This is a genomic window from Rathayibacter sp. AY1D9, assembly GCF_002932395.1.
GTDB lineage: Bacteria > Actinomycetota > Actinomycetes > Actinomycetales > Microbacteriaceae > Rathayibacter.
In genome coordinates this window covers 1-22,879 of the sequence record NZ_PSVQ01000028.1, presented here as the reverse complement: position 1 = coordinate 22,879, position 22,879 = coordinate 1, and the positions used below count along the sequence as shown (strand labels likewise).

Below are 22,879 nucleotides of genomic sequence, written 5' to 3'. Positions count from 1 at the left end.
GGTCGTGCGCGGATGCCCGGGGGCGCTCAGAAGCGCCCGCCGCCGCCGCGTCGTCCGCCTCCGCCGCTGCTGCGCCCGCCGCCGAAGCCGCCGCCGCCGGAGCGCCGGGACGAGCCGCCTCCGCCGAAGCCGCCCGAGCGGTAGCCGCTGCGGCGTCCGCCTCCCAGGAGCGACTCGACCAGGATCCCGCCGAGGAACGCGCCGGTCGTGTCGCCACCGTAGGGGCTGCCGACGGCGTTCGGGGCGGAGTAGGAGCCGGCGTCGGCCCGCGCCCGCTCGAGCGCCTGCTGGGCGAGCTGCGAGGCGCGCTGGGCGGAGGCGAGAGCCTCGCGGGGGTCGGTGGCGGCGATGCGCTCGGCGTACTCGGCCGAGCGGGCGGCCTCGGCGACGCGGGTGCGCGCCTCCGAGCCGACCGCGCCGCGGCGGGCCGCGATGAAGTCCTCGGCGGCCGAGACGCGGCTGCGGGCGGAGGTGAGCTCGGCGCCGAGGGCGGCCCGCTCGCGCTCGCGCTGGGCCTGCGCGTCGCGGAACCCGCCGACGGCGGCGTCGATCGTGGCGTCGGCGGCGGTGAGCGCCTCGAGCAGGGCGAGCGGGTCGTTCGGCCGCACGGAGGCGGCGCGCTCGACGTCGTCGAGGGCGGCCTCGGTCGAGGCGACCGCCGCGGCGACGTTCTGCGCCTGGGCGGCGGACTCCGCGTCCTGGGCGGCGGACTCCGCGTCCTGGGAGGCGGCGAGCGCTCGTCCCTGCGCCACGTCGGCGCGGATCTCGGCGATGCGGCCGGCGAGCGAGGCCTCCGCTTTCTGCAGCTCGTCGCCGCGCGTCGCCACCGCGTCGACGAGCCCGGAGGCCTGCTCGGCGGCCTGCTGCCCGGCGCGCAGCAGCACGGCGGCGCGGCCGGAGTCGCCGGCCTGCAGCGCCTGCTGGGCGCCGGCGAGCTGGTCGCGGGTGAAGCGGAGGCGGTCCTCGGCCTGGTCGGCGTCGTCGCCCACGTCGTCGATCGCGGTCGGCGCGTAGCGGGAGGCGAGCTCGGCGAGGCGGGCGCGGGCCGAGGGGAGGCGGTCGCCGACCTCGGCGGCGCGAGCCGAGAGCGCGGCGGCGACCTGCGGCGCGTTCTTCTCGAGGTCGCGCAGCTCCTCGAACGCGCTCGCGCGCTCGTCGAGCGTCTGCTCGGCGTCGGCGCAGAGCTGGAGGATGCGCTGGTAGCCGTCGCGGCGCTCCTGATCGGTCTCCGGCTCGGCGTCGTCGAGGCGCTGCTGCAGGGTGAAGGCCTCGCCGAGCAGGCGCTTCGCGGTGACGAGCGCCTCGCGGAACGCGCCGGTCGCGTCGGCGCCGAACTGCGCCTCCGCGAAGCCGACCTCCTGCTCGCTGGTGCGGACGGCGTCGTCGGCGTGGACGAGGGCCGATCCGGCACGGGTGGCGAGTTCGTCGATCGAGGCCTCCACCGCTTCCTGGGCGCGGCGCTTCCGCGCGCGGCGGACGAGCAGCAGCACCACGAGGCCGACCACGACGAGGGCCGCGAGCACGCCGAGCGCGATCAGCAGCCCCGAGCCGAGGGACTCGCCGGCGCTGGGCGCGTCGAGGCGCTGCCCGATCCCGTCGGCGGCGGCCACCGCGGCTCCGGCCCAGTCGCCGTCGGCGAGCCTCGGCTCGATGTCGTCGGACTGGAGCGAGGAGACCTGCGCGTCGTCGAGGGCGAAGCCCTGCGCGACCGACACCTGGTACTGGCGGGCGTCGACCGCGACGGCCAGGAGGACGTCGTCGGTGCCCAGTCCGTTGCGGGTCGCGGTCTCGTCCGCCCACGCGGCGCGGTCGGACGGATCGGTGAAGGAGTCGACGAAGGCGACGAACAGCTGCACGCGGTGCTGGTCGTAGAGGGCCCGCGAGGCCTGCTCGATCTCGGCGGTCTCTCCGGAGCTCAGCACCCCGACCGAGTCGAGGACGGTGGAGGAGGAGAAGGAGACGGGCGATTCGGCCGTCGCCGCGGTCGCGGGGACCAGCGCGAGGACCGCGGCGATCAGGAGGGCCGCGAGCGCCGGCAGCAGCCGGAAGCTCACGGGGTGGTGGGGTCTCGCCGGCATCGCGCACACTCCTTCGTCGTCGCCTCCCGAGTGTAGACAGCCCCGGTGTCCGAGCAGGGGTCGGGAGGCGGCAGGCCGTCGACCGCGTGCCCGGGGCGCGGGGGATGGGAGAACGCCGGGAGGAGGAATGACCGTGCTCCGCTCGCGGTTGCTGCCCGGAGTGCGCCGCAGGTGCACGTGCCTCCCCCCTCAGGGCAGCCCCCTGAGACAGCTCCGTAGAAAGGCGATCCCGTGGATCCGTTCTCCCCCCTCACCGCCGGCGACCTCGACCTCCCCAACCGCATCGTCCTGGCACCGATGACGCGACTGCGCTCCGACGAGCAGGGCGTGCCCGGCGCGATCGTCGCCGAGTACTACGCCCAGCGCGCGAGCATGGGCCTGCTGATCAGCGAGGGCGTCTTCCCCAGCGCCGAGTCCAAGGGCTACGCCGGGCAGCCCGGCATCGAGACCGACGCGCAGGCCGCGGGCTGGCGCGCCGTCGCCGACGCCGTGCACGCCGCGGGCGGGCGCATCGTCATGCAGCTGATGAACGCGGGCCGCGTCTCGCACACCGAGATCACCGGCACCGACCGCATCGTCGCCCCGAGCGCCGTCGCCATCGACGGAGAGGTGCACACCCCCTCCGGCAAGAAGCCCTTCCCGGTGCCGCACGCGCTGACCACCGAGGAGCTGGCGACCGTCCGCGACGAGTTCGTCGCCGCCGCCCGCCGCGCGATCGACGCCGGCTTCGACGGAGTCGAGGTGCACGGCGCCAACGGCTACCTGCTGCACGAGTTCCTCTCGCCCGTCTCCAACGTGCGCACCGATCAGTACGGCGGGACCCCGGCCGAGCGCGCCGCGTTCCCGCTCGAGGTCACCCGCGCGATCGTCGACGAGGTCGGAGCGGGCCGCGTCGGCATCCGCCTCTCGCCGGCCCACAACATCCAGGACGTCGTCGAGACCGACGCCGACGACGTGCGCGCCACCTACGAGGCCGTCGTCGACGGGCTCGCCCCGCTCGGCCTGGCCTACCTCAGCGTCCTGCACGCCGAGCCCGCCGGCGAGCTGGTCCAGGACCTCCGCTCGCGCTTCGACGGCGTCTTCATCGCCAACAGCGGCTTCGGCTCGCCGACCAGCCGCGAGGAGGCGACCGAGCTGATCAGCGAGGGCCACGCCGACGCCGTGGCCGTCGGCCGCCCGGCGATCGCCAACCCCGACCTGGTCGAGCGCTGGCAGGGCGGGCACCCCGAGAACGAGGTCGTCCAGGAGACGGTCTACGGCGGAGGAGCCGAGGGCTACACCGACTACGAGCCCCTCTCGGCGTAATCGCGACTCACGCGGAAGGCCCGCTCCCTCGAGGGGGAGCGGGCCTTCCGCGTACCGGGGGATCAGCTCTCGCTGCCCCGGCTCTTCAGCTCGGACTCGATGCGGGCGTCCTGCTCGGGCGAGAGCTCGTGGTCCTCGTCCTCCGGGCCGGCCGTCTCGCCGACGCGGCCCTCGCCGAGGGCGTGGATCGAGGTGATCTCGTCCTCGAGCGCGGCGTCGCGGTCGTGCTCGCTCACGAGCCGGTCTCGATCTCCCCGGCGGAGACGGCCTCGGCGTACTTGCGGAGGTCCGGGCCGGGCTCGAAGTCGATGAAGCGGTCCTTGAGGCGCGCGTTCAGCTCGGCGAACACGTCCTCCCAGGGCTCGCCCTTCTTGCTCGTCGCGAGGTCGAGCACCGCCTCGCGGAGGACCCTGTCCGAGTCCTCGAGGATCTTGTCGCGGGCTTCGTCGTTCCAGCGGATGTCCTGTGCGTCCATGCTCCGACCGTAGGCGCGGGGCCGGGACGCCCCAAGGACTTGCGGGCGGGGGGCGGGAGGCGTAGGAGCCCCCGCCGCTCCGCGCTCAGGAGAGCGCCGGCAGCACCTCGCGCTCGAACAGCTCGATGCCGGACCGGTCGTAGGCGGCGTCCGGGAAGTAGAGGATGCCGTAGTCCATCCCGCGCGACTGCATGCCGGCGAGGCGGTCGACGATCTGCGCGGGAGTGCCGACCGCGAGCGCGTCGGGGCTGCGGTACTCGGCGACGAAGGACGCCGCTCCCTCCGCGCCGAGGTACGGGACCACGCGCTCCTCGAGACGCTGCAGCGCCGCCTCGACCTCCGCCTCCGTCTCGCCGATCACGACGTTGTAGTTCGAGCTCCGGGTGATCGCCGAGAAGTCGGTGCCCAGGCGCTCGCAGTGCCCGCGGAGGACCGAGCTCTTGTGGTCGAACGCCTCCGGGGTCCCGGCGAAGTTCGTGTACTGCGCGTACTGGGCCGCGATCCGCAGCGTGACCTTCTCGCCGCCGCCGGCGACCCACAGCGGGATGCCGCCCTCCTGCAGGGGCAGCGGCCGGTTCTGCGCGCCGTCCACCTGGTAGTAGCGGCCGTCGAGGGTCGCGGACCCGGTCGTCCAGGCCTGCTGCAGGATCTGCACTCCCTCGTCGAGCCGGCCCAGCCGCTCGGCGATCGGCGGGAAGCCGTAGCCGTACGCGCGCCACTCGTGCTCGTACCAACCGCCGCCGATGCCCATCTCGACCCGCCCGCCCGAGACGATGTCGACGGTCGTCGCGACCTTGGCGAGGTAGGCGGGGTTCCGGTAGCCCATGCAGGTGCACATCTGGCCCAGCCGCACGCGCGACGTGGTGGCGCCGAACGCGCTCATCAGCGACCACGCCTCGTGCGTCGCCTCCTCCGTCACCTGCGGGACGGTGTGGAAGTGGTCGTAGACCCAGATCGACTCCCAGGCGCCGTCGTCGGCGTGCCGGGCGAGGTCGCTCATGGTGCGCCACTGGTCGGCGGCCGGGACGCCGACGAGGTCGTGGCGCCAGCCCTGGGGGATGAAGAGTCCGAATCGCATGCCGCCGACCCTAGGGCGGCCCGCCCCCGAGGTCGAGGGGGTCGCGGTGCTCGCGTACGCTTCCGACCGATGCTGACCTTCACAGAGGATCTCGGACTCCCCGTCCTCGCGCTGATGATCCTCGCCGCCTTCGCGGCCGGCTGGATCGACGCGGTCGTGGGCGGCGGCGGCCTCCTCCAGCTCCCGGCCCTGCTCCTCGTGCCGGGGATCTCGCCCGTGCAGGCGCTCGCCACGAACAAGCTGGCCTCGATCTTCGGCACGACCACCAGCGCGATCACCTACTACCGGCGCGCGAAGCCCGATCTGCGAACCGCGCTGCCGATGGCGGCGGTCGCCCTCGCGGGCAGCTACGGAGGCGCGACGCTCGCCGGCCTCCTCCCGGCCGCGGTGTTCAAGCCGATCATCGTCGTCGCGCTGATCGTGGTCGCCGTCGTGACGATCGCGCGCCCGGCGCTGGGCAGCGTCACGGTGCTCAAGCACGCGGGCCGGCGTCACCTCGTCACCGCGGCCGTGCTGGGACTCCTGATCGGCTTCTACGACGGCCTGATCGGACCGGGCACCGGCACCTTCCTGATCATCGCCCTGATCACCGCGCTGGGCTACGACTTCCTGCTCGCCAGCGCCAAGGCGAAGATCGTCAACGTCGCGACCAACCTCGGCGCCCTGCTCTACTTCGTGCCGGGCGGGCACGTGATCTGGCTGCTGGGCCTCCTGATGGGCGCCGCCAACGTGGCGGGCGCGTACCTCGGCTCGCGGATGGCCGTCGCTCGTGGCAGCCGCTTCATCCGGGTCGCGTTCCTCGTCGTGGTCGGCGCCCTCATCCTCAAGGTCGGCTCCGACGTCTGGACCGAGAACCTGGCGCCGCTGCTGCGCTAGCGCGGGCTGCGGGACCGAGCCGCGGAACGAGGACGGGACCCCCGCCGCAGCAGAAGGTCCCGTCCTCGTTCCGATCGCTCGGCGCTCCGCTCCGCCGACCTCAGCCGAAGGGGATCGAGCCGACCAGCACGCCGACGGCAAGCATGACCAGCGAGACGACGACCGCTCGCCACAGCACCTTGCGGTGGTGGTCGCCGAGGTTCACCGCGGCGAGGGAGACGAGCAGGAGGATCGCCGGGACCAGCGGGCTCTGGAGGTGCACCGGCTGCCCGGTGATCGAGGCGCGCGCCATCTCGACCGGCGAGATGCCGTAGTTCGCCGCGCTCTCGGAGAGCACGGGGAGGATGCCGTAGTAGAACGCGTCGTTCGACATGAAGAAGGTCATCGGGATGCTGAGCACGCCGGTGATCACGGCGAGGAACGGTCCGAGCGCCGGCGGGATCACCGCGACGACCCACTCCGCCATGGCGTCGACCATGCCGGTGCCGTTGAGGACGCCGATCAGCACACCGGCCGCCAGCACCATCGACACGACGCCCACGATGCTCGGCGCGTGCTTGACGATCTCGGCCGCCTGGTCCTTCATCTTCGGGAAGTTGATCAGGAGGGCGACCGCGGAGCCGACCATGAACACGTAGGGCAGCGGCAGGATGTCGGCGACCAGCAGCGTCATCACCGCGAGGGTCAGGACCAGGTTCACCCAGATCAGCTTCGGGCGCAGCGTCTCGCGCTCGGGGTCGAGCATCGTGTCGGCCATCGCGGTGTCGGCGTCGTCGGCCTGCACGCGGGCGGCGACCGCCACCTGGGCTCCGCGCAGGGCCTGAGGGCCGCGGAGGAAGGAGAAGCGCTCCCGGGCGACGGTGCGGATGCCCCCGGTCAGGGCCGCGAGGCCGCCGGTGCGGGCGCCGCCCGAGCGGGAGGAGGAGCCGCGGCCGGCGCCGACGAGCTCCTGCTCGAGCATCGGCTCGGCCAGCGCGAGCGAGCCGAGGCGGCGGCGCTCGCCGAGCCCGAGGAACCAGGCGAAGACGAGCGTGACGGCCAGGCCCACCGCGAGCGAGGGGAGCATCGGCACGAAGATCTCGCTCGGCGAGACCTGGAGGGCCGCGGCGGCGCGCACCGTCGGTCCGCCCCAGGGGACGATGTTGAGCGTGCCGTTGGCCAGGCCCGCGACGCAGGTCAGCACGACCGGGTTCATCCCCAGGCGCAGGTAGATCGGGAGCATCGCGGCGGTGGTGACGATGAAGGTGGTCGAGCCGTCGCCGTCGAGCGAGACCGCACCCGCGAGCAGCGCCGTGCCGAGCACGACCTTCGCCGGGTCGTCGCCGAGCGCGCGGACGATGAAGCGGATCAGCGGGTCGAAGAGCCCGACGTCGATCATGATCCCGAAGTACATGATCGCGAACATCAGCAGCGCGGCCGTGGGCGCGAGGCTGCCGATCGCCTCGAGGACCATGTCGCCGATGCCGAGGCCGGCGCCCGCGAAGAGGCCGAAGATCGTCGGCACGACGATCAGGGCGACCATCGGCGTCAGCCGCTTGGTCATGATCAGGGCCATGAAGGCCAGGATCATGGTGAAACCGAGTACTACCAACACAGCTGACTCCTTCGTCCAGTGCCTCCGCCCGCGCTCGGCGGGAGAGCCGGCCGGGAGATGGTGGAAACCCTAGGCAGCTCCGCGTCCGGCGCCGGGGTATCGCTCATTACGGCGACATCTGCGCATAGTGTGGCTTCTGCGCATTCTGCGCACGACGACGGCGAGGAGGCCCCGATGCGCTTCGCGACCCACGTCCTGGTCCTGCAGCTCGCCACGGTGTCGGCCGCCGTGCTGGTCTGCGCCGGCCTCGTCACCGCGCTCAGCGTCCAGCAGCTGCGCGGCGAGGCGGAGGGGACGGCGCTCGCCATCGCCCGCACCGTCGCCGAGGACCCCGACGTGCAGGACGCGGTCGCCGCGTCCTCCGCGGTGCCCGGCGCGCCCGCCGCCTCGGAGCTGCGCGGCGGACCGCTCGAGGACGTCGCCGCCGCCGTCGAGCAGCGCACCGGCGCGCTCTTCGTCGTGATCACCGACGATCAGGGCATCCGCCTCGCGCACCCCGACGAGGACCGCCTCGGCGAGCGGGTCTCGACCAGCCCCGACGAGGCGCTCGCCGGGCGCGAGAGCGTCTCGTGGGGCACCGGCACGCTGGGCGAGTCGGCACGGGCCAAGGTCCCGGTCTTCGCCGCGGGGGAGCAGCGGGTCGTCGGGGAGGTCAGCATCGGTTTCGCGCGCTCCAGCGTCTTCACCGACCTGCCGACCGCGCTGCTCGGCGTCCTCGCCGCGGCGCTCGCCGGGCTGGTGCTCGCCGCCGTCGCCTCCGTCTTCATCCGCCGCCGCCTGCTGCGCCTGACGCTCGGCCTCGCCCCGGAGGAGCTCACCTCGCTCGTGCAGGACCAGGCCGCCGTGCTCGACGGGGTCGACGAGGGCGTGCTCGCGCTCGACCGCGACGGGCGCGTCGGCGTCTGCAATGCGCGGGCCGCCGCGATCCTCGGCTCCGACGACCCGACCGGGCGGGCGCTGCACGGGCGGCCGCTCGCGGAGCTCGACCTGCCCGTTCCGCTGGCCGACGCGATCGGGGCCGCGCTGCACTCCGTCGAGCCGCCCCGCCCCGGAGGCGAGGAGGGCTTCGTCGTCCGCTCCCGCATCGTCTACGTCGACATCCGCCGGGTGACCCGCGGCGACCGCGACCTGGGCGTGGTGGTGGTGCTGCGCGACCGCACCGACCTCGCCGCGCTGAGCCGGCGCCTCGACGCGGTCGGCGCGATGACCAACGCGCTCCGGGTGCAGCGGCACGAGTTCGCCAACCGCCTGCACGTGGTCGCGGGCCTGCTGGATGCGGGGCGGACCGCGTCGGCGCGCGACTACCTCGACGAGGTGCTGACCCGCGGCCCGCTCAAGTACCCGGTGCAGCACGCCGACCGGCTGCAGGAGCCGTACCTCCAGGCGCTCGTCGGGGCGAAGGGGATCGAGGCGGCCGAGCGCGGTGTGCTGCTGACGCTCGGCGAGGAGACGCTGGTGCGCGGCACCGTCGTCGAGCCGGAGGACGTCGCCACGGTGGTCGGGAACCTGGTCGACAACGCGGTGCGCGCGGCGGTCGAGGGGCGGCGCGACGTGCGCTTCGTCGAGGTCGAGCTGCTCGACGACGGCGACGCGCTCTTCGTGACGGTCGCCGACTCCGGCGACGGAGTGCTCGATCCGGACTCGCTGTTCGACCGGGCCGGCGCGGGCGACCCCGTCGAGGACGACGGACGCGTGCACGGTCGGGGCTTCGGCCTGCCGCTGTGCCGTGAGGTGGCCGCCCGGCGCGGCGGCGAGGTCTGGCTGGCGGACGCCGGCGGAGCGGAGTCGGGGGCCGTGCTGTGCGCGCGCCTCCCCGGAGCGGTGCTGCCGCCGGAGCAGGACGGGGACGGGTCATGAGCGCGGACACGGCGCGGGAGCGCACGGTGCTGGTGGTGGACGACGACTTCCGGGTCGCCCAGCTGCACGCGGACCTGGTCGAGGCGCGGCAGGGGCTGACGGCCCTTCCTCCGGTGCACACGGCGCGCGCGGCGCGGGCGGCCGTCGCCGAGCACGCGCCCGATCTGCTGCTGCTCGACGTGCACCTGCCGGATCAGAGCGGGATCGCGCTGCTCCGCGAGCTCGACACCGACGCGTTCGTCGTCAGCGCCGCCTCCGACGGGGCGACGGTGCGGCGCGCCCTGCACGCGGGGGCGCTCGGGTACCTCATCAAGCCGTTCGAGGCGCGCCTGCTCGGCGAGCGCCTCGACGCGTACGTGCGGTTCCGGAACGTGCTGCGGGAGGACCGCGCGGCCGATCAGGAGGCGGTGGAGCGGGCGCTGCGCATCCTGCACTCGGGCGACGCGACCGCCGCGCAGCCCTCGCGCTCGGCGACCGAGCAGCTCGTCCTGGCGCGCCTGGCCGAGTCGGGCGCCGAGCTGTCGGCCCTCGAGGTGGCCGAGCGCGCCGGCATCTCGCGCGCCACCGCCCAGCGCTACCTCTCGGGTCTCGCGGGCCGCGGCCTCGTCGAGATGACCCTCAGCTACGGCACCACCGGCCGCCCGGAGCACCGCTACCGCGCCCGCTGACCCTCCGCGAGCGGAGTCCGCGATCGAGCCGGCGGGACGTTCTCGGCGGTCGGGACCCGCTCTCAGGGGACCGACCGCCAGTGGGAGCCGACCGCGGTGCGCAGCCCGCGGCGCACGAAACGGCCCGTCGAACCGGCGATCCGCGTGTCAGCGGCTCGTCGTAGGCGGTCGGGACCCGCTCTCGGGAAACCGACCGCCTAGGGGAGCCGACTGCGGTGCGCCGCCTCGCGGCGCACGAGACGACTCAGTGCGTCGCGTCGACGTCCGCGCCCGCGGCCTCGGCCACGCGGCGGCGCTCGGCGGCCTCGGCGGCCATGCGGCGGCCCTTGGGGCTGACGAGGGAGGCGATCACCGTGATCACGAGGACGCCGATGATGACCGAGAGCGACAGTCCGGTGCCGATCTCGAAGACCTCCACGTGCTCGCCGTTGTTGATGAACGGCAGGTTGTTCTCGTGGAGCGCGTGCAGGATCAGCTTCACGCCGATGAAGGCGAGGATCGCGGCGAGGCCGATGCTGAGGTAGACGAGGCGGTCGAGCAGGCCGTCGATGAGGAAGTACAGCTGGCGCAGGCCCAGCAGCGAGAACGCGGTCGCCGTGAAGACGAGGTACACGTCGCTGGTGAGGCCGAAGATCGCCGGCACGCTGTCGAGTGCGAACAGGATGTCCGTTCCGCCGATCGCCGCCATGACGAGGATCATCGGCGTGAGGACCTTCTTGCCGTCGATGTGCGTGTAGAACTTGTCGCCGTCGTACTGGTCGCTCGTCTTGAAGATCCGCTTGGCCAGGCGCACCATCACGTTGTCGCTGGAGTGGTCGTCGCCCGGCTTGACCAGGTTGAACGCGGTCAGCAGCAGGATCAGGCCGAAGATGTAGAAGACCCAGGCGAACGAGTTGATCAGTGCGGCGCCGAGGAAGATGAAGCCGGTGCGGGCGATCAGCGCGAAGACGATGCCGAAGAGGAGCACCTTCTGCTGGTCGGCGCGGGGCACCTTGAAGCTCGCCATGATGATGAGGAAGACGAACAGGTTGTCGACCGAGAGGGCCTTCTCGGTGATGTACCCCGCGAAGTACTCCGATCCGGGCGTCGCTCCGCCGAAGACGAGGACGCCGAGCCCGAAGAGCACGGCGATGCCGACGTAGAGCGCCGACCAGATCGACGACTCCTTCAGCGTGGGCTCGTGGGCCTTCCGGACGTGGAAGAAGAAGTCGAAGAGCAGGAGCAGGACGATGAAGACGATCGTCAGGGTCCAGATCAGGGGCGATACGGTCATGAAGGGGCTGGCCTCGCTCGTGAAGGGGGGTCGGGGGACGGTCGCGGGGGTCGCTCGTCAAGGGAAAAGGTAGCGAGGCACCGTGGCGAGCAGGGCGCCCGCCGATGGATCGTGAGTATCTTCTCAGTTCTCAGCGCGCCCCTCGCGCCCAGCGGCCGGAGCGCCACACTGGTCACCATGACCGGCGCCGCTGTCGACAGGACCTTCCAGGACGCCTCCGGCGTCGTCATCCACTACCGCTGGTGGCCGCACCCCTCGCCCCGCGCGATCGTGCAGCTGGCTCACGGGGTCGGCGAGCACTCGGGGCGCTACGTCGAGCTGGCGGAGGCGCTGGTCGCCGCCGGGTACGCGGTCGCGGCGGACGACCACCGCGGGCACGGCCGGACCGGCCTCGAGCAGCACGGCGGCGACTCCTCCCGGCTCGGACTGCTGGGGCCGGGCGGCCTGCGCGCGACCGAGGCGGCGATCCTCCGGCTGACGGAGCTGCTCGCGGAGGAGAGCCCGGGAGTGCCGATCGTGCTGCTCGGCCACTCCTGGGGGTCGCTCATGGCGCAGCGGATCGTCGACCACCACTCCGGCGCCTATGCCGCGCTCGTGCTGAGCGGCACGGCCTACCGCCTCCCGGGGCACATGAACGCGGGCGACCTGGCGAAGCGGCACCGCGTCGCCGGCGGCCTCGGCCTCGAGTGGCTCTCCCGCGACCCGGAGGTCTGGCAGCGGTTCCACGACGACCCCCTCACCTTCACCACGCCGCTCGCGAAGCGGATCGGGCTGGTCGAGACCCTGCGGCTGGTCGGCCGCCCGAAGCGCGGGCCCGAGCATCCACTGCCCCTGCTGCTGGTCGTGGGCGCCGACGACACCCTCGGCGGCGAGCGGTCGGTGCGCGCGCTCGCCCAGGCCTACCGGCGGCGGGCCGGGTACACGGACGTCTCGGTGCGGGTGTACCCGGAGGCGCGGCACGAGCTGTTCCAGGAGCTCAACCGGGCCGAGGTCACGGCCGATCTCGTGGAGTGGCTGGGCGAGCGCTTCCCCGCCCCGGCTCGCGCCTAGGCTGGCGTCATGCATGGCGAGTACAAGGTCCCCGGCGGAAAGCTCGTGGTCGTCGACCTCGACGTGGTCGACGGGAGGTTCGCCGGGTTCCGCCTGGCGGGCGACTTCTTCCTCGAGCCCGACACGGCCCTCGACGACATCGATCGCGCGGTCGTGGGCCTCCCGGCCGAGACCGACGCGAAGTCCATCGCCGCCGCCATCCGGCAGGCGCTCCCGGCCGACGCGGTCCTGCTCGGCTTCACGCCCGAGGCCGTCGCGGTCGCGATCCGCCGCTCGCTGCAGAAGGCGACCAGCTGGCGCGACTACGACTGGCGCATCGTGCACGACCGGGCCGTCCCTCCCGCGACCCACCTGGCGCTCGACGAGGTGCTGACCGCCGCGGTCGGCGAGGGCCGCCGGGAGCCGACGCTGCGGATCTGGGAGTGGGACCAGCCCGCCGTCGTCATCGGCAGCTTCCAGTCGCTCCGCAACGAGGTCGACCTCGACAACGCGGCGAAGTACGGCGTCGACGTGGTCCGCCGCATCTCGGGCGGCGGCGCGATGTTCATGGAGGCGGGCAGCGTCGTCACGTACTCGCTCTACGTCCCCGGCGACCTCGTCCAGGGGCTGACCTTCGCCGACTCCTACGCCTTCCTCGACGAGTGGGCCGTCAGCGCGCTGCAGTCGCTCGGGATCGACGCGGTCTACCAGCCGCTCAACGACATCACGTCGCCCTCGGGCAAGATCGGCGGTGCCGCGCAGAAGCGCCTGGGCTCCGGCGCTGTCCTCCACCACGTGACCATGAGCTACGACATCGACGCCGAGAAGATGGTGCAGGTGCTGCGGATCGGCCGCGAGAAGCTCTCGGACAAGGGCATCGCCTCCGCCGTGAAGCGCGTCGACCCGCTGCGCAGCCAGACCGGGCTCAGCCGCGCCGAGATCATCGAGCGGATGAAGGCGACCTTCGTGCAGCTGCACGGCGGCGAGGCGGGGACGCTGACCGAGGAGGAGTACGCGGCGGCGGAGGAGCTGGTGCGGACGAAGTACTCGACTCTGGAGTGGCTGCGGCGCGTCCCCTGACCCGCGGGTCCGAGGCGGCGGTCGCCGGCGCGTGGCCCCGGAGTGGAACGCGGCGGACCGGACCGGCGGGAGCCCCTCAGCTCGCGAGGAGCTCCTGGTAGTCCGGGTGATCGGCGATGAACTCGGCGACGAACGGGCAGGCCGGGACGATGCGCCCGCCGAAGCGCTCGTGCGCGTCGTCGAGGGCCGCCTCGACGAGGGTCTCGCCGAGGCCCTCGTGGCGGTGCTCGGGCGCGATCTCGGTGTGGAGGAAGACCACGTCGCGGCCGCGGACGGCGTAGTCCGCGACTCCGACGGTCTCGCCGTCGAGCCAGAGCGTGTAGCGGGACGAGTCCTCGTCGTGGCGCACCTCGGAGATCATCGCGCCACTCTACGCCGGAGCCTCCCCGGCACCCGTCGAGCCCGGGCGCGAGGCGCGGAGCGTGTCGCCGGGCTCGCGCGCACTGGCACAATTGCCGGGTGCCCAGGACGATCCAGATCGCGGACGGCGTCCCGGAGTCGCGGAGCGCGGTGTTCCACGCCGACAACCTCGAGGTCCTGCCGCAGCTGGCCGACGGGGCCTTCACCGTCGTCTACCTCGACCCGCCGTTCAACACGGGCCGGGCGCAGGTGCGCACCTCGACCACCTCGGTGCGCTCCACCACTGGCACGATCGCCGGCTTCAAGGGGCGCAGCTACGAGCGGATCCGCGGCGACCTCCTCCGCTACGACGACCGCTTCGACGACTACTGGTCGTTCCTCGAGCCGCGTCTGGCCGAGGCGTGGCGGCTCCTCGCCGACGACGGCACCCTCTACCTCCACCTCGACTACCGCGAGGCGCACTACGCGAAGGTGCTGCTCGACGCGCTCTTCGGCCGCGAGTGCTTCCTCAACGAGATCATCTGGGCCTACGACTACGGAGCGAAGGCCACGCGCCGCTGGCCGACCAAGCACGACACGATCCTCGTCTACGTGAAGGACCCGCGCGGCTACCACTTCGACTCCGCCGCCGTGGACCGCGAGCCGTACATGGCCCCGGGCCTGGTGACCCCCGAGAAGGCCGAGCGCGGCAAGCGGCCGACCGACGTGTGGTGGCACACGATCGTCTCGCCGACCGGCCGCGAGAAGACCGGGTACCCGACGCAGAAGCCGGAGGGGATCCTCCGCCGCATCGTGCAGGCGTCCAGCCGCGAGGGCGACGCCGTCCTCGACTTCTTCGCCGGCTCCGGCACGACCGGCGCCGTCGCGCACGCTCTCGGCCGCCGCTTCGTCCTCGTCGACGAGCACGCCGACGCGGTCGCCGTCATGCGCCGCCGCTTCGCCGCCCTCGACCCGGCGCCGCTCTTCCTCTGACGCGGGCCCTCTCGACTCGTCAGACGTCGCCGTCGTCGCTCGCCACCCCCGCGACTCCTGCGCACCGGCCGGCTCCCACTGTCCAGAAGGTGTCGCACTCGACATCGATCGCTCCGACTGTCCAGGAGTTGTCGCACTCGACGCCGACTGCGACAACTCCTGGACAGTCGTGGTGGGAGGCGCGCCTCCCCAGGTGCGGGATCAGGGGTTCGTCCACAGAATGCGGATCGCGGGAGACGGACGAGGATCACGGACCGCCAGAATCGCGGCATGTCCAGCACCGACCTCGGAGCCTTCACCCGGCGAGCGGCACTCCGCGCCGGGATGACGGACGCCCGGCTGCGCACTCCCGCCCTGGCCAGCCCCTTCCACGGAGTGCGCACCCGGGTGGCGCCCGTCACGCACCTGGAACGAGCCGCCGCCTATCTGCCGCGGCTGCGGCCCTGGCAGCTCTTCTCCCACCTGACCGCGGCCGAAGCCTGGCGAGTGCCGCTCCCGGCGCGACCCGGCGAGGACGATCCGATCCACGTGGCGGCGACGACGCCGCACCGGCCCCCCAGGACCCGGGGTGTGATCGGCCACACCCTCACGGAGACGGACAGGGTCGAGCGGCACGGCCTGCCGGTGACAGGAGCGGTGTCGACGTGGATCGCGCTCGCGCCACTGCTGTCCGCCCGCGATCTCCTCGCGGCGACGGACCACCTCCTGTTCGAGCCGCGCTACCCGCGCCGGGACGATCCGCGTCCCCATGTCCGGCTTCACGAGCTGCAGGACCGCCTGGCCTCCCATCGGGGCCGGGGCCGACGCGGCCTGGCTGAGGCTCTGCGGCTGGCATCGACCGGAGCCGCCTCGCGGAGGGAGACCTGGCTCCGCGCTCTCGTCGAGGAGGCGGGACTGCCCGCGCCCGACGTGAACGCCGAGATCAGGATCGGCGGCCGACTGCTCGCGGTCGGCGATCTGGTCTTCGAACGGTGGAAGGTGGTGGCGGAGTACGACGGCGGCCAGCACCGGACGGACGACGCGCAGTTCTCACGCGATCGTGAACGGCTCCTGGCCCTGCACCTCGCGGGCTGGATCGTCGTGGTCGTCCGCGCGGAGGGTCTGACCCGGGGCAGGGCGCGCACGATCGCCGAGCTCCGTGCCGCTCTCGTGGCCCACGGCTGGCGACCGTGATGCACCCCGTCGACGGATCGACCCGCTCGTCCATCCCCGCCCCGCCGCCCGCGTCCGCCTCACCGTCCGGATCCGTTCGCCCGTCCGCATCCGATCGAGCACGTGGAGTTCTCCGACTGTCCAGGAGTCGTCGCACTCGGCGTCGACTGCGACGACTCCTGGACAGTCGCGGGCCGGGGTCAGCTGCTGGCGCGGACGACCAGCGACGTCGGCATCAGCGTGCGGTGCTCCACGGGGAGCCCCTCGATGCGGGCGGTCAGCAGCTCCACCATGCGGGCGCCGAGCTCGTCGGGGAGCTGGCGAACGGTGGTCAGCGCGGGGACGGCGTTCCGCGCGAAGAGATCGTCGTCGAAGCCCACGACGGACACGTCCTCGGGGATCCGGCGGTCGGCCTCGCGGAGGGCGGCGTAGGCGCCGACCGCCATCTGGTCGTTCGCGGCGAAGACGCCGTCCAGGTCGGGGTCGCGGGCGAGGAGGCGGCGCATCGCCTCGGTCCCGCTGGCCGGCGAGAAGTCTCCCCACTCGACGAGGTCGTCGGCGAGGCCGGCGTCGGTGAGTGCGCCGCGCCAGCCGATCAGGCGGTCGACGCCCGGCGGCATGTCTGCGGGGCCCGCGATGGTGGCGATCCGGCGCCGGCCGCGCTCGATCAGGTGCGCGGTGGCGACGGCCGCCCCTTCCGTGTTGTCCACGTCGACGAAGTAGGAGCCGCGCTCGTCGGGCGAGAGCGGTCGGCCGCCGAAGACGATCGGCAGCGTGCCCGAGAGCGCCGCGTAGGAGTGGTCGCCCGAGTGGTGCGAGACCACGAGCGCGCCGTCGACGTTGCCGCCGAGCAGGTACCGCCGCGTCTTCTCGCCGTCCGTCTCGGACGCGATCAGCATCGAGAGCGTGTAGTCCGTGTCGGCCAGGCGCATCGCGGCGCCCTGCACGATCGAGGCGAAGAACGGGTCCGCGAAGACGCGCGCGGTCGACTCCGGCACGATCAGCGCGATCGACTGCGTGCGCCGCGAGGCGAGCATCCGCGCCGCGTGATTGGGCACGTAGTCGAGCTCGCCGATCGCCTTCTCGACGGCGGCCACGATCTCGGCCGCCACCTGCGGGGCTCCGTTGACCACCCGCGAGACCGTCGCGCGCGAGACTCCGGCCCGCGCCGCGACCATCTCGAGGGTGGGGGAGCGGCCCCCGCCGCGGACGCCCGTCGGCTCGCTCACGGGTCAGTCCAGGATCGCCGCGGCGCTGCCGCCGAGCAGTCGGGAGTAGACCAGGCCCGAGTCCTTCACGGTCCGCTCCTGCGTGTCGTAGTCGACGCGCACGATGCCGAAGCGCTTCTCGTAGCCCCAGGCCCACTCGTAGTTGTCGAGGAGGGACCACACGAAGTAGCCGCGGACGTCGGCGCCCTGGTCGATCGCGTCGGCGACCTTCTCGACGTGGTCGAGCACGTACTGCGTGCGGTCCGCGTCGTGCACGCGGCCGTCCTCGACGACGTCGTCGTAGGCGGCGCCGTTCTCGGTCACGTAGAGCGGAGGGAGGTTCTCGTATTCCAGGCCCAGGCGGGTCAGCAGGTAGCGCAGCCCGTCGGGGTTCACCTCCCAGTCCATCGCGGTGCGCGGCAGCCCGCGCGACGGGAAGGTGATGAACTCGGAGCCGACCCAGGGGGAGCCGACCTCGCGGTCGGTCGCCTGGGCGAAGTCGTCGGCTCCGGCCGGCAGCGGATGCGCAGAGACGTTGTCGTCGTGGTAGTGGTTCACGCCGAGGAAGTCGAGCGGGAGCGAGATGAGATCGAGGTCGCCGTCGACGATCAGCTCGTCGAGCCCGAGCCCGGCGACGTCCTCGAGCAGGTCCTCGGGGTACTCGCCGCGCAGCAGCGGGTCGAGGAAGATCCGGTTCTGGAGGGCGTCGAAGCGGCGTGCGGCGTCGAGGTCGGCCTCGTCCTCGGGGTCGTCGGGGACGGCGTTCGAGAGGTTGAGCGTGATGCCCAGGTTCTGCGCTCCGAGCTGCCGGAGCGTCGAGACGGCCAGCCCGTGGGCGAGGTGCGTGTGGTGCACGGCGGCGAGGGCCTTCTGCTGCGAGATCACGCCGGGGGCGTGCACGCCCGCCCCGTAGGAGAGCAGGGTCGAGCAGAACGGCTCGTTGAACGTCGTCCAGTGCTGCACCCGGTCGCCGAGGCTCTCGTAGACGGCCTCGGCGTAGTCCCGGAAGCGCTCGGCGGTGTCGCGGTTCGCCCAGCCGCCGGTCTCCTCGACGGCCTGCGGGAGGTCCCAGTGGTAGAGGGTGAGCCACGGCAGCACGCCGGCGCCGAGCAGCTCGTCGACCAGGCGGGAGTAGAAGTCGAGGCCCTCGGGGTTCACCGCGCGGTCGCCCGGCTTGACGCGCGCCCAGCTGACCGAGAAGCGGTAGGAGCCGAGCCCCAGCTCCTTCATCAGCCGCACGTCCGCGGGCATCCGGTGGTAGTGGTCCACCGCGACCTCGGGGGTGTCGCCCTTCGCGACCGCTCCGGGGACGCGGGAGAACGCGTCCCAGATGCTGTCCTCCTTGCCGCCCTCGTGGCCGGCGCCCTCGATCTGGGCGGCGGCGGTCGCGGATCCCCAGAGGAAGCCGGCGGGCCAGTCGCGGACGGCGAGCCGGTCGACGCGGGCGATCTGCTCCGAGAGGCTCGGGGTCGCGGGGTGGTCGGCGGGCAGGGTGGAGCGGGTGGAGCGAGGGGGCACAGAGAGGTCTCACGGGTCGGCGGCTCGGCGGGGGACCGGGCTCGGGAGCAGGGGAAGCGGCTATGTCACCAGGCGGGGGTGGGAGACCCGTCAGACGGGCCTCCGAAAGCGCTCCGAATAACAGTACGGTAACGAGCGGCGCGTGTCACGCCCGATCGTGTCCGTCTGTGATCGCTAGACGGCCTAGGAAGTGGTCCCCGGCGCGTAATCGGGCGCATCCGGAAGGCCGAAGACGCGCTCGAGCGTCTCGATGCCGGAGTCGTGCAGGTACCCGGAGAGCTGGGTCCCGACGTACCGCAGGTGGTACGGCTCCGACTCGTACCCCGTGATCGGAGTGGTGTCGGGCTTGTAGCGCACGAGGAAGCCGAAGCGGTGGGCGTTGGCGCCGACCCACTGCCCCTCCGGAGTGTCGCCCCAGCAGATCTCGAGCGCGCACGCGCCCGACGCTCCCACCACGTCGACCGCCCAGCCGGTCTGGTGCTCGCTGTGCCCCGGGCGCGCGCTCGTCGCATCCGCTCCCGCCTGTCCGCGCGAGGACACCCAGCCCGCGTAGACGCTGACCTGGGTGTCGTAGGAGCGGTAGGCGCTCTGCACGGCCAGCGAGAGGCCGGCCTCGGAGCGGGCGGCGGCGAAGAGCGGGACGAGGGCGTCCGCGGTCGCCTGGCGCATCGGCTGCCGGTTGACGTAGGGCACGTCGGGGAAGGTCAGGTCGGCGGGGACGTAGTCGACCGGCGCGAGCGTCCGCAGCTTGTTGACGACGACCCAGGTGCTCGCCGGGTCGTCGACGGACTGCGCGGTGAGGTCGATCCCGGAGGCGGTGGGAGTGGGTGTGGGAGTCGGAGTGGCGGTCGGCTCCGCTGTGGGCGCCGAAGTGGTCGCGGCGGCGGAGGGCGACGGAGCGGGCGGCGCCGTCGAGGGGGTCGGCGAGGGCGCCGGCGCTCCGTTCCCGATGGCGGCTCCGACCCCCAGCGCGGTCAGGCCCGCCGCGGCGGCCACACCCCCGATGACCAGGGCTCGGCGGCGGACGGGGCGCCCATCGGTCGGCTCGTTCTCGTTCGACGTCATCCTCCGAGCCTAGACAGACCCGTTCCTGCGCATCTGCTGAAGCACCGGCGATCGGTTCTGTCCACCCGTGCCCCTCCACGCGGGTCGCGCATATCCTCTAAGGATTCACATAAGCAGACCCCCTAGCTTGAGTGACAGCCACGACTCCGCGTGCGACCGCCCCCTCGGCTGCACGGCCCCCCACGGAGCCGTCGATGGAAGGACCCCATGCTCCGACCCCTCACCGCACCCTCCGTCCCTCTCGCCGCCCTCGCTCGGACGCTCGAGATCGGCGACGAGGGCGGCCTGACGGCCGAGATCAGCGGAGTGACGCTGATCGCCTCCGACGTCGAGCCCGGCGACCTCTTCGTCGCCCTGCCCGGGGTCAACCGCCACGGGGCCGAGTTCGTCGAGCAGGCCGTGGCCCGCGGCGCCTCCGCCGTGCTGACCGACACCGCGGGCGGCGACGCCGCGCGCGCGACCGGTCTGCCCGTCCTCGTGGTCGACGACCCCCGCTCCCGCCTGGGCGCCGTCGCCGCCGCCGTCTACGGGACGGCCGAGCGCTCCCCCGTGCTGCTCGGCGTGACCGGCACCAACGGCAAGACGTCGACCGTCCACATGCTCGAGGGGATCCTCCGCCAGCTCGGTGTCGTGCCCGGCCTCAGCTCGACCGCGGAGCGCCACATCGGCGACACCTCGGTGACCAGCGGCCTGACCACCCCGGAGGCGACGGAGCTGCACGCGCTCGTCGCCCGCATGGAGGAGGAGGGCGTCGGCGCGGCCGCGATCGAGGTCAGCGCCCAGGCGCTCACCCGCCACCGCGTCGACGGCGTGGTCTTCGACGTCGCCGGCTTCACGAACCTCAGCCACGACCACCTCGACGACTACGGCGACATGGACACCTACTTCGGCGAGAAGGCCCAGCTGTTCCAGCCCGATCGCGCGCGCCGGGCCGTCGTCTCGCTCGACTCCCCCGCGGGCGCGCGCCTCGTCGAGGTCGCCGGCGTGCCGGTCACCACGATCACCTCCCTCCCGGGCGTCGACGCCGACTGGACCGTGACGGTGCTCGAGCAGGAGTTCGGCCGCACCCGCTTCCGGATCGGCAACCGCGAGGGCCGTGCCATCACGACCTCCGTCCCGATCATCGGCACCCACATGGCCGCCAACGCCGGACTGGCGATCGTGATGCTGATCGAGTCCGGTCGGCCGATCGGCGAGATCCGCGCCGCGCTGCACCGCGACGGCGGAGTGGACGCCTCCCTCCCCGGCCGCACCGAGCGCGTCTCCGGCGACCGCGGCCCCACGGTGTACGTCGACTTCGGACACAGCGCCGACGCCTTCGCCCGCACCCTGGAGGCCGTCCGCGAGGTCACTCCCGGCCGCGTGGTCATGGTGTTCGGCGCCGACGGCGACCGGGACGCGCTCAAGCGCCCGGCCATGGCCGAAGCCGCCGTCCTGGGCAGCGACGTGCTGGTCGTGACCGACCACCACCCGCGCTTCGAGGACCCGGCCTCGATCCGGCGCACCCTCGTCGAGGCCGCCCGCGCCGCACGTCCGGACGCCGAGATCCACGAGGTCGACGACCCCAAGCGCGCCATCCGCGTCGCCGTGTCCCTGGCGCACGAGGGCGACGCCATCCTCTGGGCCGGCCCCGGGCACCAGAACTACCGCGACATCCTCGGCGTGCGCACGCCGTACTCGGCCCGAGCCGAGGCCCGCGGAGCGCTCCGTGATGCCGGCTGGGCGGACGAGGCGGTCCCCGCTCCGGCCTGATGCACGGCCCCGGCACGGCGGCCCTGAGATCCCGTTCAGGCTCGCCGGACGCTCTGTCGCGCTCTCCGCACGCGGTGTAACTTTGCGCAGCACGCAACGTTTGCGGCGGATCGCCGTGCCTGGACGCGTCCGCCAGACAAGGGGACCACCGTGGCCGACTCCGCCTCCGCTCCATCCGCTCCGACCTCGACGCCGTCCGGCGCCGTGATGTCGCACCGGCAGATCCTGTTCGTCATCTTCGGGCTGATGGCGGGGATGTTCCTCTCCTCGCTCGACCAGACCATCGTCGGCACCTCGATGCGCACCATCGCGGACGACCTCGACGGCCTCTCGCAGCAGGCGTGGGTGACCACCGCCTACCTGATCGTCTCGACGATCGCGACGCCGATCTACGGCAAGCTCTCCGACATCTTCGGACGCCGCCCGCTCTACCTGATCGCGATCGTGCTGTTCCTGATCGGCTCGACGCTCGCCGGCTTCTCGACCTCGATGCTCGGCCTCGCGGGCTTCCGCGCCGTGCAGGGCCTCGGCGCCGGCGGACTCATGTCGCTCGCGCTCACGGTGATGGGCGACATCCTGCCCCCGCGCGAGCGCGCCAAGTACCAGGGCTACTTCCTGGCCGTCTTCGGGATCTCTAGCGTCGTCGGACCGCTCATCGGCGGCCTGCTCGCCGGCACCCCCGAGATCCTCTTCATCACCGGCTGGCGCTGGGTCTTCCTGATCAACCTCCCGATCGGCGCCGTCGCGCTCTTCATCGTCGTGCGGTTCCTCCACCTGCCCAAGCCCGCCGGCAAGCGCTCGGTGCGGATCGACTGGTGGGGCGCCTCCCTCGTCGTCATCGCCGCGGGACCGCTGCTGCTGATCGCCGAGCAGGGCCGCGAGTGGGGCTGGGGCTCGCCGATCGCGTGGGTCTGCTACATCGTCGGCGCGCTGGGCGTCATCGGCTTCATCGCGGCCGAGCGGATGATGGGCGACGACGCGCTCATCCCCCTCAAGCTCTTCCGCTCGCCGACCTTCTCGATGGCGACCGTGCTGGGCGTCCTCGTCGGCTTCGGCATGTTCGGCGGCATGATGGCGATCCCGCTGTACCTGCAGCTGGTGAACGGCGCCACGCCGACCGAGTCCGGCTTCCTGATGCTGCCGATGATCCTCGGCCTGATGATCGCCTCGATCGTCTCGGGTCAGATCATCTCGCGCACGGGCCGCTACCGCGCCTTCCCGATCGTCGGCACCTTCCTGATGTCGGCCGCGTTCTTCTACTTCACCTTCGTGACGATCGACAAGCCGGTGATCTTCATGATGGGCGGGATGCTGATGCTGGGCCTCGGGCTCGGGCAGATGATGCAGACCCTCACCCTGGCCTCGCAGAACTCGGTCGACGTGGCGAACATGGGAGTCGCGACCAGCGCCTCCACGTTCTTCCGCCAGATCGGGGGCACCCTGGGCACCGCCGTGATCTTCTCGGTGCTCTTCAGCCGCATCCCCGACACCATCGCCGCGGCCTTCAAGAACCCGGCGCTCGCGGCGGATCTGCAGCGG

20 protein-coding genes are annotated in these 22,879 nt (G+C 72.8%); 10 read left to right on the top strand and 10 right to left on the bottom strand.

Annotated features, from left to right (window positions below; genetic code table 11):
- Positions 1–26: 26 nt before the first annotated feature.
- Positions 27–2,078, bottom strand: a complete 2,052-nt coding sequence (locus C5C50_RS11960; protein WP_104273525.1) for a TPM domain-containing protein — start codon at positions 2,076–2,078, stop codon at positions 27–29.
- A 231-nt stretch (positions 2,079–2,309) separates the two neighbouring features.
- On the opposite strand from C5C50_RS11960, the gene C5C50_RS11955 reads away from it, so the two are divergent.
- Positions 2,310–3,383 (top strand): alkene reductase, encoded by a 1,074-nt coding sequence (locus C5C50_RS11955; RefSeq protein WP_104238614.1) that lies wholly within the window; start codon positions 2,310–2,312, stop codon positions 3,381–3,383.
- A gap of 62 nt (positions 3,384–3,445) precedes the next feature.
- On the opposite strand, the gene C5C50_RS17020 is transcribed toward C5C50_RS11955, so the two are convergent.
- The 3 genes from C5C50_RS17020 to C5C50_RS11945 form a co-directional block, all read right to left on the bottom strand.
- A complete protein-coding gene (locus tag C5C50_RS17020; RefSeq protein ID WP_160035225.1) occupies positions 3,446–3,619 on the bottom strand; it encodes a hypothetical protein in 174 nt (57 codons plus the stop codon).
- Entirely contained in the window at positions 3,616–3,858 is a 243-nt protein-coding gene (locus tag C5C50_RS11950; protein WP_068251275.1) for a hypothetical protein, read from the bottom strand. Before C5C50_RS11950 ends, C5C50_RS17020 begins: the two co-directional genes overlap by 4 nt.
- A gap of 85 nt (positions 3,859–3,943) precedes the next feature.
- Positions 3,944–4,936: an LLM class F420-dependent oxidoreductase gene (locus C5C50_RS11945; protein ID WP_104246861.1), complete on the bottom strand. Its 993-nt coding sequence runs from the start codon at positions 4,934–4,936 to the stop codon at positions 3,944–3,946.
- Between the two features lie 69 nt (positions 4,937–5,005).
- On the opposite strand from C5C50_RS11945, the gene C5C50_RS11940 reads away from it, so the two are divergent.
- Entirely contained in the window at positions 5,006–5,812 is an 807-nt protein-coding gene (locus C5C50_RS11940; RefSeq protein ID WP_104223862.1) for a TSUP family transporter, read from the top strand.
- Positions 5,813–5,912: 100 nt separating this feature from the next.
- On the opposite strand, the gene C5C50_RS11935 is transcribed toward C5C50_RS11940, so the two are convergent.
- The gene (locus C5C50_RS11935) at positions 5,913–7,382 is read right to left on the bottom strand and encodes a CitMHS family transporter (RefSeq protein ID WP_104233156.1); all 1,470 of its coding nucleotides are present in this window, start codon (positions 7,380–7,382) and stop codon (positions 5,913–5,915) included.
- Positions 7,383–7,580: 198 nt separating this feature from the next.
- Between C5C50_RS11935 and C5C50_RS11930 the strand changes: the two genes are divergently transcribed.
- Both C5C50_RS11930 and C5C50_RS11925 read left to right on the top strand, forming a co-directional pair.
- Complete coding sequence (locus C5C50_RS11930) at positions 7,581–9,263, top strand: sensor histidine kinase (protein ID WP_104223864.1); 1,683 nt, start codon at positions 7,581–7,583, stop codon at positions 9,261–9,263.
- Entirely contained in the window at positions 9,260–9,931 is a 672-nt protein-coding gene (locus tag C5C50_RS11925) for a response regulator (RefSeq protein WP_104223865.1), read from the top strand. The genes C5C50_RS11930 and C5C50_RS11925 overlap by 4 nt, the downstream gene beginning before the upstream one ends.
- 244 nt (positions 9,932–10,175) lie before the next feature.
- Here C5C50_RS11925 and C5C50_RS11920 read toward each other — a convergent pair whose 3' ends face one another.
- Positions 10,176–11,204 (bottom strand): TerC family protein, encoded by a 1,029-nt coding sequence (locus C5C50_RS11920; protein ID WP_104223866.1) that lies wholly within the window; start codon positions 11,202–11,204, stop codon positions 10,176–10,178.
- Positions 11,205–11,381: 177 nt separating this feature from the next.
- Here C5C50_RS11920 and C5C50_RS11915 point away from each other — a divergent pair, with 177 nt between their 5' ends.
- Positions 11,382–12,254 (top strand): alpha/beta fold hydrolase, encoded by an 873-nt coding sequence (locus C5C50_RS11915; RefSeq protein WP_104233159.1) that lies wholly within the window; start codon positions 11,382–11,384, stop codon positions 12,252–12,254.
- Between the two features lie 9 nt (positions 12,255–12,263).
- Complete coding sequence (locus C5C50_RS11910) at positions 12,264–13,313, top strand: biotin/lipoate A/B protein ligase family protein (RefSeq protein ID WP_104273524.1); 1,050 nt, start codon at positions 12,264–12,266, stop codon at positions 13,311–13,313.
- A gap of 76 nt (positions 13,314–13,389) precedes the next feature.
- Here the strand turns inward: C5C50_RS11910 and C5C50_RS11905 are convergent, their stop codons facing one another.
- The gene (locus tag C5C50_RS11905; protein ID WP_104238619.1) at positions 13,390–13,674 is read right to left on the bottom strand and encodes a GNAT family N-acetyltransferase; all 285 of its coding nucleotides are present in this window, start codon (positions 13,672–13,674) and stop codon (positions 13,390–13,392) included.
- Between the two features lie 98 nt (positions 13,675–13,772).
- On the opposite strand from C5C50_RS11905, the gene C5C50_RS11900 reads away from it, so the two are divergent.
- Positions 13,773–14,645, top strand: coding sequence for a site-specific DNA-methyltransferase (locus C5C50_RS11900; protein WP_104225160.1), 873 nt, complete (start codon positions 13,773–13,775; stop codon positions 14,643–14,645).
- 270 nt (positions 14,646–14,915) lie between these two features.
- Positions 14,916–15,818 carry a hypothetical protein gene (locus tag C5C50_RS11895; protein WP_104273523.1) on the top strand — a complete coding sequence of 301 codons (903 nt, stop codon included), beginning with the start codon at positions 14,916–14,918 and terminating at the stop codon, positions 15,816–15,818.
- 179 nt (positions 15,819–15,997) lie between these two features.
- On the opposite strand, the gene C5C50_RS11890 is transcribed toward C5C50_RS11895, so the two are convergent.
- The 3 genes from C5C50_RS11890 to C5C50_RS11880 form a co-directional block, all read right to left on the bottom strand.
- A complete protein-coding gene (locus C5C50_RS11890; protein WP_104273533.1) occupies positions 15,998–16,975 on the bottom strand; it encodes a LacI family DNA-binding transcriptional regulator in 978 nt (325 codons plus the stop codon).
- Between the two features lie 54 nt (positions 16,976–17,029).
- Positions 17,030–18,454 carry a GH1 family beta-glucosidase gene (locus C5C50_RS11885; RefSeq protein WP_104273532.1) on the bottom strand — a complete coding sequence of 475 codons (1,425 nt, stop codon included), beginning with the start codon at positions 18,452–18,454 and terminating at the stop codon, positions 17,030–17,032.
- A gap of 252 nt (positions 18,455–18,706) precedes the next feature.
- The gene (locus tag C5C50_RS11880; RefSeq protein WP_104269403.1) at positions 18,707–19,588 is read right to left on the bottom strand and encodes a D-alanyl-D-alanine carboxypeptidase family protein; all 882 of its coding nucleotides are present in this window, start codon (positions 19,586–19,588) and stop codon (positions 18,707–18,709) included.
- Between the two features lie 207 nt (positions 19,589–19,795).
- Between C5C50_RS11880 and C5C50_RS11875 the strand changes: the two genes are divergently transcribed.
- Positions 19,796–21,340: a Mur ligase family protein gene (locus tag C5C50_RS11875; protein ID WP_104273522.1), complete on the top strand. Its 1,545-nt coding sequence runs from the start codon at positions 19,796–19,798 to the stop codon at positions 21,338–21,340.
- Between the two features lie 207 nt (positions 21,341–21,547).
- Positions 21,548–22,879, top strand: a 1,332-nt coding sequence (locus C5C50_RS11870) for an MDR family MFS transporter (protein ID WP_146085892.1), incomplete at its 3' end; no start/stop codon positions are given.

Excerpts from the sequence above, each read along its gene's own strand:
- C5C50_RS11960 (WP_104273525.1), bottom strand. The coding sequence starts at position 2,078 with ATGCCGGCGAGACCCCACCACCCCGTGAGCTTCCGGCTGCTGCCGGCG.
- C5C50_RS11950 (WP_068251275.1), bottom strand. The coding sequence starts at position 3,858 with ATGGACGCACAGGACATCCGCTGGAACGACGAAGCCCGCGACAAGATC.
- C5C50_RS11945 (WP_104246861.1), bottom strand. The coding sequence starts at position 4,936 with ATGCGATTCGGACTCTTCATCCCCCAGGGCTGGCGCCACGACCTCGTC.
- C5C50_RS11940 (WP_104223862.1), top strand. The coding sequence starts at position 5,006 with ATGCTGACCTTCACAGAGGATCTCGGACTCCCCGTCCTCGCGCTGATG.
- C5C50_RS11935 (WP_104233156.1), bottom strand. The coding sequence starts at position 7,382 with ATGATCCTGGCCTTCATGGCCCTGATCATGACCAAGCGGCTGACGCCG.
- C5C50_RS11930 (WP_104223864.1), top strand. The coding sequence starts at position 7,581 with ATGCGCTTCGCGACCCACGTCCTGGTCCTGCAGCTCGCCACGGTGTCG.
- C5C50_RS11925 (WP_104223865.1), top strand. The coding sequence starts at position 9,260 with ATGAGCGCGGACACGGCGCGGGAGCGCACGGTGCTGGTGGTGGACGAC.
- C5C50_RS11920 (WP_104223866.1), bottom strand. The coding sequence starts at position 11,204 with ATGACCGTATCGCCCCTGATCTGGACCCTGACGATCGTCTTCATCGTC.
- C5C50_RS11915 (WP_104233159.1), top strand. The coding sequence starts at position 11,382 with ATGACCGGCGCCGCTGTCGACAGGACCTTCCAGGACGCCTCCGGCGTC.
- C5C50_RS11910 (WP_104273524.1), top strand. The coding sequence starts at position 12,264 with ATGCATGGCGAGTACAAGGTCCCCGGCGGAAAGCTCGTGGTCGTCGAC.
- C5C50_RS11905 (WP_104238619.1), bottom strand. The coding sequence starts at position 13,674 with ATGATCTCCGAGGTGCGCCACGACGAGGACTCGTCCCGCTACACGCTC.
- C5C50_RS11895 (WP_104273523.1), top strand. The coding sequence starts at position 14,916 with ATGTCCAGCACCGACCTCGGAGCCTTCACCCGGCGAGCGGCACTCCGC.
- C5C50_RS11890 (WP_104273533.1), bottom strand. The coding sequence starts at position 16,975 with ATGGTCGCGGCGCGGGCCGGAGTCTCGCGCGCGACGGTCTCGCGGGTG.
- C5C50_RS11880 (WP_104269403.1), bottom strand. The coding sequence starts at position 19,588 with ATGACGTCGAACGAGAACGAGCCGACCGATGGGCGCCCCGTCCGCCGC.
- C5C50_RS11875 (WP_104273522.1), top strand. The coding sequence starts at position 19,796 with ATGCTCCGACCCCTCACCGCACCCTCCGTCCCTCTCGCCGCCCTCGCT.